The organism is Bacillota bacterium, assembly GCA_018333655.1.
In the GTDB taxonomy this organism is placed as follows: domain Bacteria; phylum Bacillota; class UBA994; order UBA994; family UBA994; genus BS524.
Genome location: JAGXTJ010000023.1, coordinates 167,078 through 181,954, shown reverse-complemented (window position 1 = coordinate 181,954; position 14,877 = coordinate 167,078). Strand labels below are relative to the sequence as shown.

Sequence of the window (14,877 nt, the reverse complement as noted above, 5' to 3'; positions counted from 1 at the left end):
TGTCTACACCACCTTAGTCTGTAATTCCGCAGAAATGGGTCTTAGCGGCTTTCTACTCCTCCTTCGCGGAGCCTGAGAATCGCGCTCTTCAATAGATTGCTTGAGCCTAGGTCAGGACGATAGACGAATTCAATAATTTCTTTACCGTTAGGACAAAGGGCGACCACCTCGCGCTTACGGCCGGGGGATACCAGAACGATATCGGCCTCAACTAGAAGTTCACGGAGAACCGCGCTATCTTCCCCCTGCGTTGCCACGAGCAACTTATGCTCCACCCCTGCCGCAAGGAGTGACGTTTGGACTTTCTCGGCAAAAATGGGTGAAATACAGATGAGAGCTAGTTTTTTGCTGCGCGGAATTCTCGCGATACGCACTACCGTCTCTAACTGTGGGTCAAGAGCCACGGCGAGCAAGAGCTTGTCTGCACCAATAGCAGTCCTCACTGCCTCTTCGTGAAAAAACGTTGTCACCACAATTTCTGCCTCATCGACGATGCGACGAGCGGTAGTGCCACCCGCCAGCAGCTCTTCTAAGAGTAGCGGAACAATGCTGATCCCACTGCCAAGAGCCAATTGCGTCGAGAAATAGTCGACTTGTTCGCGATTGCATTCGACAAATACGATACGCACCTCACTGAGCAAGCGCTGTTTCTGTACTGCTAGGCGGCGAGCGACCTCCTGAAACTCCTCGCAGTCAAATCCTTCGTGCAGGGCGCTATCTAGCGCCTGCTCAACAATGCCATGCAAACGTTGTGCTCTACTAGCATTGAGTGTGAATGGATCTGTCTCTGTCAAGTAGGTGCCTTTGCCCTGGAGAGAAACAAGGATCCCCTCTGTTTCTAACTCTCTGTAGGCTTGGCTAACCGTATTGCGGCTGACAGAAAGCAAGGTAGACAACTCTCTCTCCGTGGGTAGCTTGAAGCCCGGCGACCAAGCGCCACTTTCCACCTGCTGTCTAATGCGCTCCTTAAGTTGCACATACAAGGGCACTCCAGATTTTCTGCGGAGCTCTATCGCGACCACTAGTCCACCCCACCCCTCATGCCTAATGGATTAGTCCATTAATCCATTCTAGTATCTCATTTCGGTGCCAATGAATCAATTCCTTCCGTAAAAAGTAGAACGACAAAATATTTTGTCGTTCTACTGCTCATGGTATCCATATTCTAGTATTACCCCAAGACCGCAGCCATTACACGGAGAAAGTTTCCTCCCAAGACAGCCCTAATCTCTACTTCAGTGAACTCTCGTCTCAACATCTCCTTGGTCAAAGCTGGTAACTTTGAGACGTCCTCTAGTCCTGTGGGAGTAGTAGGTATCCCATCATAGTCTGACCCAAGGCCGACATGGTCGCAACTACCAGTGAGACTGGCAATATGCACAATATGATTGACCACGTCGCTCACCGTGGCGCGTTCCCCTGACCGCACGAAATCAGAGGCAAAGTTTATGCCCATTACGCCTCCGTTCTTCTGGAGGGCCAAAATCTGCGTGTCGGTCAAATTGCGCACATGGTTGCATAAGGCTCGAGCATTACTGTGTGAGGCGATGATGGGCTGCTTACTGACGGCGAGGACATCTAAGTATCCCGGCTCCGACATGTGTGAAACATCAACGATCATCCCAAGTCGATTCATCTCCAGAACGACACTAACACCGAAATCTGTTAGTCCGCCCCCACTTCGACAATCACCGACACCCTCCGCAATTTGATTACGTTCATTCCAGGTCAGACCGATGGAACGAACACCCAAGCGATGCAACATGCGCAGGGCACCCAAATCACCCTCTAGGGCCTCGCCACCTTCTATAGACAGCAACGCGCCGATTTTTTTCTCACCTTGTGCCTTTAATACATCGGCGTAGGACAAAATGTGGTGCAAATCCAGAGGATTATCTTGCAGTTCACGATAGAAACCGTCGCAGAACTGAAGGGCCCGCTTAAGAGCTCGCTCCGGCTTGAATTCAGGCTCAATGTAAGAGGCAAAAAACTGAAGCCCCACGCCGCCAAACCGCAAGCGCGGTATGTCGACGTGACCGTCTTCATGATGCCAGGCTAAACGATAGGGTTTTGCTTGCAGGACGCGCATAAGTGTATCGCAGTGGGTGTCAACAACCATGGTGCTGAAGTGGAGACTTTGATAATCCATGCTTAGAGCCTCCCTAAGTAAGAACTCAGGCTAGTACACGCAAAATACGTTCTGGAGGCGCGACAACTTTTCGTGTCGACGGGTCTATGCTTAATACTACCCCACACAGCATCACAGGACCTTCGGCAATTTCAAATCTGGCCGGTAAGCCTGTGACAAATTTTCGCACCACTTGCTCAACTTGCACCCCTAGAACAGAAATATGGGGGCCACACATCCCTACATCGGATAGAAAGGCGGTACCTTTAGGCAAAATGCGCTCATCGGCCGTTTGAACATGGGTGTGCGTGCCAATGACGGCGGCGACCCTGCCATCTAAGTAGAAACCTAGGGCCTGCTTTTCGGAAGTGGCCTCGGCGTGGAAGTCAACCAACACGACTGCGTCTTCAGGCAGTCTTTGCAGTACCGCGTCCATAGTACGAAATGGACAGTCAATGGGGGGCATAAAGACCCGCCCCATTAAATTCACCACCGCAAAGGGCACGGGCGGAAGCCCAATCTCAGTTAAGAATACCCCCTGCCCAGGGGCTCCTGGGGGATAGTTTTGCGGTCGCACCACGCGAGGATAGTCATCAATAAAGGTCAAGATTTCTTTCTTGTCCCAAGTATGATTACCCCCAGTGAGCACATCAATGCCCGAGGACAAGAGCTCATCAGCAATTTCCTTGGTCAGCCCCGTGCCATGAGCGGCATTTTCTCCATTAGCAATACAGTAGTGAATCTTGAACTGTTGTCGAAGGCCAGGGAGCAATTTCTTGACTACCTCGCGACCGGGACGACCAACTATGTCTCCGAGGAAAAGTATGTTGAGCATAATGTCCTCCTGTAGCAAAAGCCGAGCATGGCTCGGCTTTTAGAATGCTATTTTGCTAGTTCAACAGCCCGCGTCTCGCGGATGACAGTCACCCGAATCTGACCTGGGTATTCCAACTCATTCTCAATGCGCTTAGAGATATCCCTCGCCACCCTGATAGCGGATAAGTCGTCAATGCGATCTGGCTTTACAATGATTCGAATCTCTCGCCCAGCTTGTATGGCATAGACCTTGTCCACGCCCTCAAAAGATGAACCGATTTCCTCTAGCTTTTGCAAGCGTTTAATGTAGTTCTCAAGACTCTCACGCCGTGCACCGGGCCGTGCTGCAGAAATGGCATCGGCAGCAGCTACGAGAACAGACTCCACTGAAGTTGCTACGATATCGCCATGATGGGAGGCAATAGCATTGACAACTTGAGGATGTTCGCGATACTTCTTAGCCATTTCGGCTCCAATGGCAACATGTGACCCTTCGACCTCGTGATCGATAGCCTTGCCCAGATCATGTAGCAAGCCAGCCCGTTTGGCCAATTGCACATCTACACCTAATTCCGCCGCCATGATGCCGGCAAGATGGGCCACTTCGAGAGAATGTTTCAAAACGTTCTGGCCGTAACTGGTGCGATAACGCAAGCGACCCAAGAGTTTTACAATCTCTGGATTCACGTTGTGAACACCTACGTCAAAGACGGCTTTCTCGCCTTCTTCACGAATACGTTGCTCGACGTCTTTCTGGGCCTTCTCCACCATCTCCTCAATGCGGGCAGGGTGAATGCGCCCATCGACAATGAGTCGCTCAAGGGCAATGCGAGCAACCTCGCGGCGCACCGGATCAAATCCCGATATGATAACGGCCTCTGGTGTGTCATCAATAATCAAGTCAATGCCCGTCAGGGTTTCTAGCGCACGAATGTTTCGGCCTTCTCGACCGATGATACGACCCTTCATCTCATCATTAGGCAAGGCCACGACCGAAACGGTGGTCTCCGCAGTGTGGTCCGCAGCGCAACGCTGAATTGCCAAAGTGACAATTTCTCGCGCTCGCTTATCGGCCTCATCTCGCGCCTCTTGCTCCACATCTCTGATTAAAATGGAGGCCTCGTGGCGGACTTCTCTTTCTACATTAGCCAGAAGGAGCCGACGGCCCTCTTCGTTAGACAAACCAGCAACTCTCTCTAACTCGGTCTGTTGCTTGTCCACTAACTCTGCAGCGCGGTCTTTAAGCTTTTGCACTTCTGTATCTTTCCGAGTCAATAGCTCATCCTTGCGCTCTATTTGCTCAATTTTCTTATCGAGGGTCTCGTCCTTTTGCGCGAGTCGGCGCTCGGTGCGCACTATTTCAGCGCGCCGCTCCTTGACTTCACGCTCAAATTCCTGGCGCAACTTGTAGACTTCGTCTTTAGCTTCTAGTATAGATTCGCGCTTTTTGGCTTCGGCCAGTTTTTTGGCCTCTTCGATCTTCTGCGCGGCATGTGTCTCAGCGTCGCCTATAACTTTCTCGCCAACTCGTCTCCGGTATAGATAACCGCCGTAAGTTGCGGCAGGTAATGCCAGTAAAATAAGAAATAACAGTAAAAATTCGATATTCCTCTCCTCCTTTCTTTAACAAACTACAAAAAAATGACCGAGAACCCTCGGCCAGCTTAGGGGATCCCACGCGGAACTCATTAAGGGCCACTTCGACTAGCAAAGAGAGAATTTCTACTCTCTGGGAACATTTTAGCCCTCTTCGGTGTTCTTGTCAAGGTTGACGTCTGAGAAGGCCGCCCGCACGACCGCCGCCGGGAGGCCTTTTTGCCAAAGTTTCCGCTCGATGGCGGCCTTCTCAAGGCCGAGACTAATGAACCGCTCGACCATTGTCGTAGCCCTAGACAGCTCATCAGCCTGACTAAGAAAACTCGCCACTACTTCCTCTACTACGGCCCGCGGGAGCAGGCGCTTGTAGAGTTGTTCAGCGAGACGTCTGCTCCCCAAGTCAGTTTTGCTGAGTGCGGCACTTAGCATATTCTGCGCCACGCGCTGATCATCTAAGAAGCCCCGCTCAATCAGCGTTTCGCAGGCTTCAGCGATTAAATCTGCCGAGAAGCCACGTATCCTTAACTTTTGGCCAAGTTCCGCCCGCGTGTAATCCCGCCTAGCTAAGATGCGCACTGCGGTTTTATAAACTTCGCTATTCTTCAAAAGACTCGCCGTCGGTTTTGTGCGCGACTTGACCGAGCTTCAGGCTCTCTCTAATGCGCAACTCAATTTTCTGTGCTGTCTCGGGGTGCTCACGCAAGTACTGCTTGGCATTTTCGCGACCCTGTCCTAAGCGCTCATCCTCGTAGGAATACCATGCCCCGCTCTTTACCACAATGTTGCTTTCGGTGGCCGTATCAATGATGCAACCTTCGCGAGAGATGCCTTCGCCGTATATAATATCAAAATCAGCTTGTCTAAAGGGGGGAGCGACTTTATTCTTGACAACCTTTACGCGAGTGCGATTACCGACAACATCCTGCCCTACCTTGAGCGACTCAACCCGTCTCACGTCTAGGCGTACAGAAGCATAAAATTTTAGAGCCCTACCGCCAGGCGTGGTCTCGGGACTGCCGAACATGACCCCTACTTTTTCGCGCAACTGATTGATAAAAATGGCTGTAGTCTTTGACTTACTTATGGCACCCGCAAGTTTGCGCAAGGCCTGCGACATAAGACGTGCCTGTAATCCAACATGGGCATCACCCATCTCACCCTCTATTTCGGCACGGGGAACTAGGGCGGCAACAGAGTCGATGACGACAACATCAAGTGCACCGCTGCGCACCAAGGCTTCGGCAATCTCTAGGGCCTGCTCTCCGGTATCAGGTTGCGAGACCAGCAAATCGTCTATGTTCACGCCGAGCTTCCGCGCATAGGAGGCATCAAGCGCATGCTCAGCATCGATGAAAGCTGCCACGCCCTTGTTTTTTTGTGCTTCGGCAATGACATGGAGAGCTACTGTGGTTTTACCGCTCGATTCAGGGCCAAAGACCTCGATAATTCGCCCCCGCGGCACCCCACCAATGCCAAGGGCAATATCTAACGAGAGCGCACCCGTAGATATCACCTCAAGCGCTACCAATTGGTCGCCTCCGAGGCGCATGATAGAACCCTTGCCGAACTGTTTTTCGATCTGATGCAGTGCCATTTCTAATGCCTTTTTCTTTTCCATAGCCAATCCTCCTGTCAATCTCCCTGTGCAAATTATACTCTAACGAACAAATGTTCGCAACTAATTCCTCTGGCGCAACATATTCAGCAGATGACCCAAGGCCAGCCTAGCGGCGCGTTCTTTGATGGCAGCGCGGTCACCCCTTAGCGTGAGTTTCACAGTTTGCACGCGTGAGTTACACCCTATGGCCAGCCAGACCGTGCCCACAGGTTTTAAGTCTGAACCTCCCTCCGGACCAGCAATGCCGGTTATGGCTAGGCCCACCGTTGCCTGACCAAGCCTCATCGCCCCACTAAGCATTTCGCGCGCGCACTGTTCTGACACCGCACCATATTTTTGCAGTGTCTCTCTGCTTACTCCTAGGACCTCTACCTTGGCCTCATTAGAGTAGCAGACCATGCTGCCGAGAAAATAGTTTGAAGAGCCCGGTTCGCTCGTGATAAGATGCCCCACTAGTCCCCCCGTACAAGACTCGGCCAGAGAGAGCTTCGATGCTGCGGCTTCTAAGGCCAAGCCGACCGCCTTCGGCAGTGTGCACTCGTTCTCACCATAGTAATGCTCTTTCAGCCTATCTATAACCAGACTGCGTACAGGAGCAATAATGAGCTCTGCTAGAGCAGCACTCGCAGCATAGGCCGTCAAACGAACATCTACTTCGCCTAAGCGGCTGTAGAGGGCAATAGTCGGCACTGTCTGGGTGCGAATCAGATCCTCGAGTATCTGTGCGACTTTGGACTCGCCAATGCCCACAAAATGCAGCGTCCACGAACAAACTTGCCCCTGCAACAGGCCCTTAGCGCGTAAGTGAGGCACCACATAGTCTCTAAACATGGCCTGCATTTCGCGGGGCGGTCCGGGCAAGAGAAAAACAAATTGGCATAGCTCCGTTTCTAGCATGATACCAGGCGCTGTCCCATGGGGATTTGGCAGCATGATTCCCCCGCTGGGTAGGTAGGCTTGACGTAAATTGTTCGCTGGCATTTCACGGCCAGCAAATTGACTATCTAAGCGCTCTGCTACTTCTAGCGAGAATACTAGCTCTCTCTCCAAGTAATGCGCCACGGCCTCGCGGGTGATGTCGTCCTCGGTTGGCCCCAAACCACCCGTGAGGATAACCACTTGTGCCCGCTCTAAGGCCCTGTGCAAACTCTCCTGAAGGCGCGATTCGTTGTCACCGACCACTGTTTGAAAGTAGAGGGCCAAACCAAGTTCAGCCATCTGCTGTGCCAGGAACTGTGCATTTGTGTTGACAATTTGCCCGAGTAGTAGTTCTGTGCCTACTGAGATAATCTCAGCCTTTACCACACCGATCCCCCCTCCCGTTTACTATAACAGAAATGTACAACAAAAGGGCGAGCCTACTTAGCTCGCCAATAAGATGCGCAACTCTTCGCCACACATTTTCTCCTGCTTTAGCAACATGTCCTTACCAACCATTATCCGAGTGCTGTGTTGGTGCAAAATGCTCCTAGCGACCCCCTCGCCCTCGGCAATCAGTTTCTGTACGGCGGCATGCAATTGCGCTTTAGGGACCAGGTTCTCATCTGCAATACCTAGCTCAGACATCCCCGCAGCTACCATGTTCAGAGCCACTTGCATTGCGGCGTGGTAGTCGCTGCGCGTTCCTAGACTGCGGCTCCCCGCGAACATTTCTTCAGCCACACCTCCGGCCAAGAGGAAGGCCATCTTAACCCGTAGCGTCTCTTCTGTTTCGAGAATCATGTCTTGCTGCGGTTGCTGACGTACATACCCTAAGGCAGAGCCCCGCGACAGAATGCTGATATGGCAGACGCTTCTCTTTTGCAGTGCCTCAGAGACAAAAGCATGCCCGAGTTCGTGTATAGCAATACGCTCCATTTCGGCCTTTGCTACTTGGCGGGGCATCTCGGCCCCCAGCAAGACTTTGTCAATGCTCTCCTCAAAGTGTCTCTGGGTCAGTAAGGTCTCCTGTGCCCGCCACGCCAGAATAGCGGCTTCGTTGGCCAAGCTCTCAAGATGTGCGCCAGAAAATCCCGCCGTCTCGTTGGCTAGCTTTTCTAAGTCTACACATGTGGCTAGCGGTTTCTTTCTCGTGTGCAGTTTGAGGATGTGCCATCTAGCTTCTCTCTCTGGCAAATCAACTTTGACCACCCGATCAAACCGTCCTGGACGTATCAACGCAGCATCTAGCAAGTCTGCCCTGTTGGTCGCACCAATCACTAGGATCCTAGTTAGCATGGTGGTAGTCAATCCATCCATCTCAAAAAGGAGTTGGTTGAGAGTTTGGTCATACTCCATGTGGCTGCTATGCTGACCTCGCTTAACGCCGAGGACATCGATTTCATCGATGAAGACAATGGCGCGTGTTTTGCCCTGTTTTTTAGACAGCTCCTGCGCTTGGCTAAATAGTTGCCGAACTCTCTCCGCACCTACACCCGCGTACATTTGCACAAAATCCGAGCCGACTACGGAAAGAAAAACGGCGTCTGTGTAAGAAGCAGCTGCCCGTGCCAGCAGGGTCTTGCCGGTGCCTGGCGGGCCACATAACAGAATACCTTTGAGCGGGCGTATGCCCATGCGTGCCGCGTCTTGATCTAGGCGGATAAAGTCGAGAGCTTCCGTGAGTTCTTGCTTCGCGGTGGTGAGACCACCTATGTCGTCAAAAAGAAGTTGTTCATCTTTACTGGGGTCGATGTTTTGTGCTCTGCCGTAGCCAGCTGGCTGCAGCAGCCGGTAGAAGACCACTGCACCAAGACCTAAGACTACGACCAGAGAAACAGCATCTACCCCCAAGTAGGCGAGATACCCTAGAGTGCCAAGAAACAAGCCTGCGGCAATCTCTACATGGTTTTTCATGGCGACACCGGTAGCGGTATAACCCGGTAAAGGTAGTGTTCCGCGTCATAGAGCTCTAGGTACAAAGCGTTATCATCAACTTCAAGAACATAGCCATCGATACTGGCGAGACTCACTGCCTCATTTACGCGTGTAGATAGCAGTACAAACGCGCCGCTAAGACGCGCTTCATACAGGGCATAGTGCATTTCCTGATAGAGCTGGTCGAGACGGGGACTAGAGTTATCCTTCCAGATAATCTCGCTAAGGTGTGGCCTACCTGTCTCACTGATACTTTCTAAACGACGGATTGTCGTAGCCAATCGAGCTACGTTTTTTAGCTCAATTAGGGCGATACTCTTATTGTTCGAAGTCTCGAGAGTCACGCTCAGTACGTCAGCATCTTTACGCAGGGACCGCAGCAGAGAGCCCTCTAACATCATTCGTTGCCATACCACATGTATAGCGATTAGGGCGACTAGGGAGACAGCAGACACCACCACAATCAGCTTCCAGTTAGAACGCTGCCAAGGCATCCATAGCCCTCCTAATTTACATAACATACTGCCAGTATACCATAATCTCTATCCTTGCTGCGCCGTGCGCTATAAGACAATTTATGGTACAATAGCAGTAGCAACATAAACTACCCGAGTGGAGGATGAATACAGTGACAGAACAGAGTAGCTTCTCCGATACAATCCGCCTAGGCCGAGACCGCGGACACGCCAATCATGGTTGGCTCAAGACATACCATTCTTTTTCGTTCGCCGATTACTACGATCCCGCGCACATGGGCTTTGGAGCACTACGAGTCATTAACGAAGATTACGTGCAACCAGGCCATGGCTTTGGTATGCATCATCATCGCGATATGGAAATAGTAACGCTGGTGTTGAGCGGCCAATTGCGCCATGAAGATTCCATGGGGCATATGGCGACCATGGGGGCTTACGAGGTGCAAAGGATTACGGCCGGCAGCGGCATGCGCCATAGTGAGCATAGTCAGGGAAGCGTAGATACGCATCTTCTGCAAATATGGATAGAGCCTAATGTGCGTGGAGTGGCGCCAAGTTATGAACAGAAGCAGCTTGACGTAGAGCACGCTCGCGGTAGACTGCTGCTCATTGCTGCCCCCCAAGCGACGGAAACAGGAGTTACCTTGCAGCAAGACGCCAAAATATTTCTCTGCAAATTGCACGGTGATGAAGCTCTTGATTATTCACTAGATACAGGTCGAAGGGCCTATGTGCAGGTCATTAAGGGCAGCGTCAAGGTCAATGGGCAGGTACTTCTAGGTGGCGACGCGCTAAAAACATTTGCTCCGAAAGTGAGCATAGAAAACGGCGACCTAGCCGAGGTACTACTCTTTGACCTGCCCTAGAGATACTTCCGGCCTTAAGACTCAAGCAATGTTCCCGCGTCACGAAAATATTCCAGTGCTGACAAGACGGTAAAAAGCACCGCTAGCGCCAGGGCGATGTCCTTAAAGGGGAAACCAATAAGGGCGAAGGGGTAGTTGTTGGTCATAACCGCCACTATGGCGACAATTTGGGTTACTGTTTTTAGTTTGGCAAACTTGCTCGCGGCAATGATTTTCCCCTCGGCTGCAGCCACACCCCTAAGCCCGGTGACGGCAAATTCCCGTGCTAAGATGACAATGGCAATCCAAGCTGGCAATGCCGCCTGCTCCACCAAGGATACTAGCGCTGACATAACAAGCAATTTGTCCGCTAAGGGATCCAGTAGTTTTCCGAGCGTGGTGACCTGCTTCTTCTTGCGCGCCACGTAGCCGTCCAGACCATCAGTGGCCGCGGCCAAGATAAAAATGCCCGCAGCAATAAGTGGGCCGTAGCGCATCTGTTCTGAGATAAAAAAGAGGAACACCGGCAAGAGGAAGATCCTGCTTAAGGTGATTTTATTAGCAAGATTCATGGTAAGCCACCCCAAACAAATCGTATTCTGACGAAGTTTGCACGAGCACCGGTATAAACTGACCCGCAGCAGCCTGCGCCCCTTGTACGTAGACCACACCGTCTACTTCAGGGGCGTCTTTCATTGCCCGCCCGAGGACGCCATTTCCTTCTTCCCACGCTCCCTCTACCAATACCGTTAGCACAGTGCCGATGAAGCGCTGATTGTGCTGGCGACTAAGCTCTTGCTGTAGTAACATCAGTTCTCGGTAGCGAGCCTCTTTGATTTCTTCAGGGATGTGATCCTCTAAGTCATCCGCCGCAGTATCCTCCTCGCGAGAGTACTTAAAAGCACCGACATGGTCAAATTTCATCTCGGCCACAAACTGCATCAGCTCGCGAAATTCATCCTCGGTTTCACCTGGAAAGCCGACGATAAAGGTAGTACGCAAAACTAAATCCGGTATGTTGGTGCGCAGTTTTGTCAAGAGAGCCATGATGTCCTGCTTAGTTCCTCGGCGCTGCATGGCCTTTAAGACGCGATTGTTGATATGCTGGAGGGGCATGTCCAAGTACTTACAGACCTTAGGGAGAGCTGCAATGGCCGCAATTAAGTCATCCGTAAAGAAGTCTGGGTAGCAGTACAAGAGACGTATCCAGTTAAGACCGGGTATGGCGTGGAGCTTCTCGAGTAGCTCGGCGAGTTTTGTTTGCTCGTAACGGTCAATACCATAACGCGTTGTGTCCTGCGCAATTAAGTTAAGCTCTTTGAGTCCCTTGCTTTCTAGTTGTGCCACTTCGCGCAAAATACTCTCCATGCTCCGGCTGCGATATTCACCTCTCACTAGTGGAATAACGCAGTAGGAACACCAGTTGCTACAGCCCTCAGCTATTTTTACATAAGCAGAATAGGTGTGAGTGGTAGTGCGTTCAATGCTTTCCTCGTAGTCGTAATCAGCACCACCGACTGCTAAGACGCGCTCCCCCGCCTCTACTCTAGCTACGACCTCACCAATAGTGGTGAAATTACCCGTGCCAACAAGCCCGTCTACTTCTGGTATGTCAAGAAGCAGTTCCTCCGCATATCGTTGGGAAAGACACCCGGCGACAATAAGCTTGCGGCACAGCGCTTTTTTGTGTTCTGCTGCCGCTAAAATGGCTTGGATTGACTCTTCTTTGGCCGCTTGGATAAAGCCACATGTATTGACGATAATAATTTCGGCATCCGCCACATCTCTGACTAGAGTATGCCCGCCCGCCGTAAGGAGGCCCTGCATAAGCTCACTGTCAGTTTGATTCTTGGTGCAACCGAGGCTAACAAAACCGATCCGCATTTCGTCCACTCCCATATTTTTTAGTGCATCTAGCGTTTTTTTGTTCTATGCGGTACAACTTGATCTGGTGGAACGAGAGCCTTCTTACCATGCCCTATCAAGTCTTCGCGACCTATAAGTCTGAGCGCTTCGCGCACTAAGGCATAATTTTTCGGTAAAAAGTACTGTAGCAGGGCGCGCTGCAATCTCTTTTCCTGACTGGTGCGCGGCACATACACCTTTTCGCCCGTCAAAGGATGCCGTCCGGTGTAGTACATGCACGTGGACATAGAGCCTGGAGTAGGAATAAAATCCTGCACCTGCTGGGGGCGAATATTGTTGTCTCTTAGATACTCGGCCAGAAGAACGGCATCTTCTAGGGTGCTACCAGGATGGCTAGACATAAAGTAGGGCACCAAGTACTGCTCTCGCTGCAGCTTCTCATTAAAGCGGTGGAAACGGGCCGAGAATTCTTCATAGACGTGCCGCGCTGGTTTTCCCATGAGGCGCAAAACACGGGGCGAAATGTGTTCAGGGGCAATTTTGAGTTGCCCTGAGACATGGTGCTGGCATAACTCTGCCAAAAAAGTGTCGTCGGCATCTAAGACGACATAGTCAAAACGGACTCCTGAGCGCACAAATACTTTTTTTACGCCAGGTAGTGCCCGCACTTCGCGCAGTACCTCTAAGTAATCGCTGTGGTTCGCCTTGAGCCTTTTACAGGGCAGGGGCGACAAGCACTCCTTATCGCGGCAACCGCCCTCCGCTTCTTGTTTGTCACAGGCGGCATTATGAAAGTTAGCGGTAGGACCACCAATGTCGTGAATATACCCTTTGAAGTTTGGCAATGTAGTTAGGAGCCTAGCTTCCGCGAGCAGCGAGGCCTTACTACGGCGCTGCACTTTGCGCCCTTGATGCGCTGTTAAAGCGCAAAAGGAGCAACTGCCGAAACAGCCCCTATGGCTGGTTATGCTAAACTCCACTTCCTCGAGCGATTTTACACCACCTTCGTTCGCATACCGGGGATGCACTTGTCGCGTAAAGGGCAGGCTGTAAACCTTGTCCATCATCGCCGTACTGAGCGGTAGCGGTGGTGGATTAACACAGAGCATTGTCTCACCATGTCCTTGGCAGAGCATGCGCCCTGTGTACGGATTTTGCTCATTATGGGCTAGGCGAAATGCCTCCGCAAAACGCTCTTTGTTTTGACAGATCTCTTCGTAACTAGGTAAGAGCACGGCGCTTTGCGGCACATGTGAAACAATATAGCACACTCCTGGGATATCGGCAAAGTGCGTTTTGCCAAAACGGAGCCTCTCCGCAACTTCTAGTAAGGAAAACTCACTCATGCCATAAAGCAGCAGGTCGGCCTTACTATCGAACAAGACAGAGCGCCTAATCTTGTCTGACCAAAAATCATAGTGAACTAGCCGCCTTAGCGAGGCTTCTATTCCTCCCATGACAACGGGAACCCCAGGGTGCGCCTCGCGCGCCCTGTTAGCATAAACTACTACCGCCCGGTCCGGGCGATTGCCTCCTCGGCCACCAGGTGAAAAATCATCTTCCCGCCTAGGCTTGCCGGCGACTGTGTAATTCGCTACCATAGAGTCTAAATTGCCAGCCGTCACCAGGGTTGCTAAGGCTGGTGTGCCCAGCACTTGGAAAGAATTTATGTCGCGCCAATTAGGCTGGGCGATAATACCCACCCTGTAGCCGGCATCCTCGAGTAGCCTGCCAATGAGCGCAACACCAAAACTAGGGTGATCGACATAGGCGTCCCCCGTAATCAGGAGAAAGTCAAGCTCGTTCCAGCCGCGCATGGCCATCTCCGCCCGCGTCATGGGTAGGGGATGTTTTGCCAGTGACATTTTTTCCATACTACCTCCAAAAAAAAGACCCCTTATGGGCCTGCTTTCGTAAAAGTGAAATCCATCACATCGCCCGTCTGCCCAGGCAAGGAATGCCCATTGACTATAATATCTGCTACGCGGGCTCGCCCTAGACGAAGGCGGAGAGACAGATTGGCGGTAAACTCCCTTGATTCCCCAGCCTGTAGCATGGCCGATCTACCGCCTGCGCCATCGACTTCTACCATGACCCAGCACTGTTCTTCGCGCACGGCAACCTTAAGCTGCACTGGCCACTCTTTGACGACAAATACATGTCGTCCCTCTAGCACCCCCGCAAAAACAAAGGTAGGCTGCTCGACTAGAGGAGGGGTGGGTGGGGTTATGGGTGTCACGACCTGGGGAGGATCTACGGGGGGCAAATTGGCTACAGGGGGCTTTGGTGTATTGGGCAAGCCAAAAAACCAGTACAGGGCCGCCAAAGAGAACGCACAGCACATCAGTACCACTCCTGCTAAGGAAGCCCGATTGAGCTGCCGCCCTGGCGTAGTTTGTGTTAAGGGCGGCCTATTTTCACGCCCCTCTAGTTCCACCCCTTGAGACAACTCTAAAAGGTCGAGATTAAGCTCCACACACAGACGGCGGACAAAGCCTCTAAGGTAGGCAGGCCCACCTGGAATCGCCGCATAATTCTCGGCCTCAATGGCCTCCACGATCCACTCTCTAATGTGAGTACGCCGGTACATTTCTGCCACCGAGAGGCCTTCTGCCTCTCTGGCCTGACGCAAGGCTTTACCGATCCCCTGCACTTGTCTCCCCCCTTATGCTCGCA

At 51.9% G+C, this 14,877-nt stretch carries 14 protein-coding genes; 1 reads left to right on the top strand and 13 read right to left on the bottom strand.

The window, feature by feature from the left end:
* Positions 1-41 precede the first annotated feature (41 nt).
* The 9 genes from KGZ92_05380 to KGZ92_05340 form a co-directional block, all read right to left on the bottom strand.
* Complete coding sequence (locus KGZ92_05380; GenBank protein MBS3888720.1) at positions 42-1,022, bottom strand: GntR family transcriptional regulator; 981 nt, start codon at positions 1,020-1,022, stop codon at positions 42-44.
* A gap of 149 nt (positions 1,023-1,171) precedes the next feature.
* Positions 1,172-2,149, bottom strand: a complete 978-nt coding sequence (locus KGZ92_05375; GenBank protein MBS3888719.1) for a dipeptidase — start codon at positions 2,147-2,149, stop codon at positions 1,172-1,174.
* A gap of 25 nt (positions 2,150-2,174) precedes the next feature.
* Complete coding sequence (locus tag KGZ92_05370; protein MBS3888718.1) at positions 2,175-2,963, bottom strand: TIGR00282 family metallophosphoesterase; 789 nt, start codon at positions 2,961-2,963, stop codon at positions 2,175-2,177.
* A gap of 47 nt (positions 2,964-3,010) precedes the next feature.
* Positions 3,011-4,549: a ribonuclease Y gene (gene rny / locus KGZ92_05365; GenBank protein ID MBS3888717.1), complete on the bottom strand. Its 1,539-nt coding sequence runs from the start codon at positions 4,547-4,549 to the stop codon at positions 3,011-3,013.
* A 135-nt stretch (positions 4,550-4,684) separates the two neighbouring features.
* Positions 4,685-5,146, bottom strand: a complete 462-nt coding sequence (locus KGZ92_05360; GenBank protein ID MBS3888716.1) for a regulatory protein RecX — start codon at positions 5,144-5,146, stop codon at positions 4,685-4,687.
* Complete coding sequence (gene recA / locus KGZ92_05355) at positions 5,136-6,158, bottom strand: recombinase RecA (GenBank protein ID MBS3888715.1); 1,023 nt, start codon at positions 6,156-6,158, stop codon at positions 5,136-5,138. Before recA ends, KGZ92_05360 begins: the two co-directional genes overlap by 11 nt.
* 60 nt (positions 6,159-6,218) lie before the next feature.
* Positions 6,219-7,463, bottom strand: a complete 1,245-nt coding sequence (locus tag KGZ92_05350; GenBank protein ID MBS3888714.1) for a competence/damage-inducible protein A — start codon at positions 7,461-7,463, stop codon at positions 6,219-6,221.
* 57 nt (positions 7,464-7,520) lie between these two features.
* Entirely contained in the window at positions 7,521-8,993 is a 1,473-nt protein-coding gene (locus KGZ92_05345) for an AAA family ATPase (GenBank protein MBS3888713.1), read from the bottom strand.
* Positions 8,990-9,508, bottom strand: a complete 519-nt coding sequence (locus tag KGZ92_05340; protein ID MBS3888712.1) for a hypothetical protein — start codon at positions 9,506-9,508, stop codon at positions 8,990-8,992. The genes KGZ92_05345 and KGZ92_05340 overlap by 4 nt, the downstream gene beginning before the upstream one ends.
* Positions 9,509-9,633: 125 nt before the next feature.
* Between KGZ92_05340 and KGZ92_05335 the strand changes: the two genes are divergently transcribed.
* Entirely contained in the window at positions 9,634-10,356 is a 723-nt protein-coding gene (locus tag KGZ92_05335; protein ID MBS3888711.1) for a pirin family protein, read from the top strand.
* Positions 10,357-10,370: 14 nt separating this feature from the next.
* Here the strand turns inward: KGZ92_05335 and pgsA are convergent, their stop codons facing one another.
* From pgsA to KGZ92_05315, 4 genes are read right to left on the bottom strand one after another with little or no spacing between them, the layout of a single operon-like run.
* Positions 10,371-10,907 carry a CDP-diacylglycerol--glycerol-3-phosphate 3-phosphatidyltransferase gene (gene pgsA / locus KGZ92_05330; protein ID MBS3888710.1) on the bottom strand — a complete coding sequence of 179 codons (537 nt, stop codon included), beginning with the start codon at positions 10,905-10,907 and terminating at the stop codon, positions 10,371-10,373.
* The gene (gene rimO, locus KGZ92_05325; protein MBS3888709.1) at positions 10,894-12,219 is read right to left on the bottom strand and encodes a 30S ribosomal protein S12 methylthiotransferase RimO; all 1,326 of its coding nucleotides are present in this window, start codon (positions 12,217-12,219) and stop codon (positions 10,894-10,896) included. The genes pgsA and rimO overlap by 14 nt, the downstream gene beginning before the upstream one ends.
* A 29-nt stretch (positions 12,220-12,248) precedes the next feature.
* Entirely contained in the window at positions 12,249-14,039 is a 1,791-nt protein-coding gene (locus KGZ92_05320) for a YgiQ family radical SAM protein (GenBank protein MBS3888708.1), read from the bottom strand.
* Between the two features lie 59 nt (positions 14,040-14,098).
* Positions 14,099-14,854, bottom strand: a complete 756-nt coding sequence (locus KGZ92_05315) for a helix-turn-helix domain-containing protein (GenBank protein ID MBS3888707.1) — start codon at positions 14,852-14,854, stop codon at positions 14,099-14,101.
* Positions 14,855-14,877 lie beyond the last annotated feature (23 nt).

What these genes read in the sequence shown, in the direction of transcription:
- KGZ92_05375 (MBS3888719.1), bottom strand. Translation starts at nt 2,149, where the DNA reads ATGGATTATCAAAGTCTCCACTTCAGCACCATGGTTGTTGACACCCAC.
- KGZ92_05370 (MBS3888718.1), bottom strand. Translation starts at nt 2,963, where the DNA reads ATGCTCAACATACTTTTCCTCGGAGACATAGTTGGTCGTCCCGGTCGC.
- recA (MBS3888715.1), bottom strand. Translation starts at nt 6,158, where the DNA reads ATGGAAAAGAAAAAGGCATTAGAAATGGCACTGCATCAGATCGAAAAA.
- KGZ92_05345 (MBS3888713.1), bottom strand. Translation starts at nt 8,993, where the DNA reads ATGAAAAACCATGTAGAGATTGCCGCAGGCTTGTTTCTTGGCACTCTA.
- KGZ92_05340 (MBS3888712.1), bottom strand. Translation starts at nt 9,508, where the DNA reads ATGCCTTGGCAGCGTTCTAACTGGAAGCTGATTGTGGTGGTGTCTGCT.
- KGZ92_05335 (MBS3888711.1), top strand. Translation starts at nt 9,634, where the DNA reads ATGAATACAGTGACAGAACAGAGTAGCTTCTCCGATACAATCCGCCTA.
- pgsA (MBS3888710.1), bottom strand. Translation starts at nt 10,907, where the DNA reads ATGAATCTTGCTAATAAAATCACCTTAAGCAGGATCTTCCTCTTGCCG.
- rimO (MBS3888709.1), bottom strand. Translation starts at nt 12,219, where the DNA reads ATGCGGATCGGTTTTGTTAGCCTCGGTTGCACCAAGAATCAAACTGAC.
- KGZ92_05320 (MBS3888708.1), bottom strand. Translation starts at nt 14,039, where the DNA reads ATGACGCGGGCGGAGATGGCCATGCGCGGCTGGAACGAGCTTGACTTT.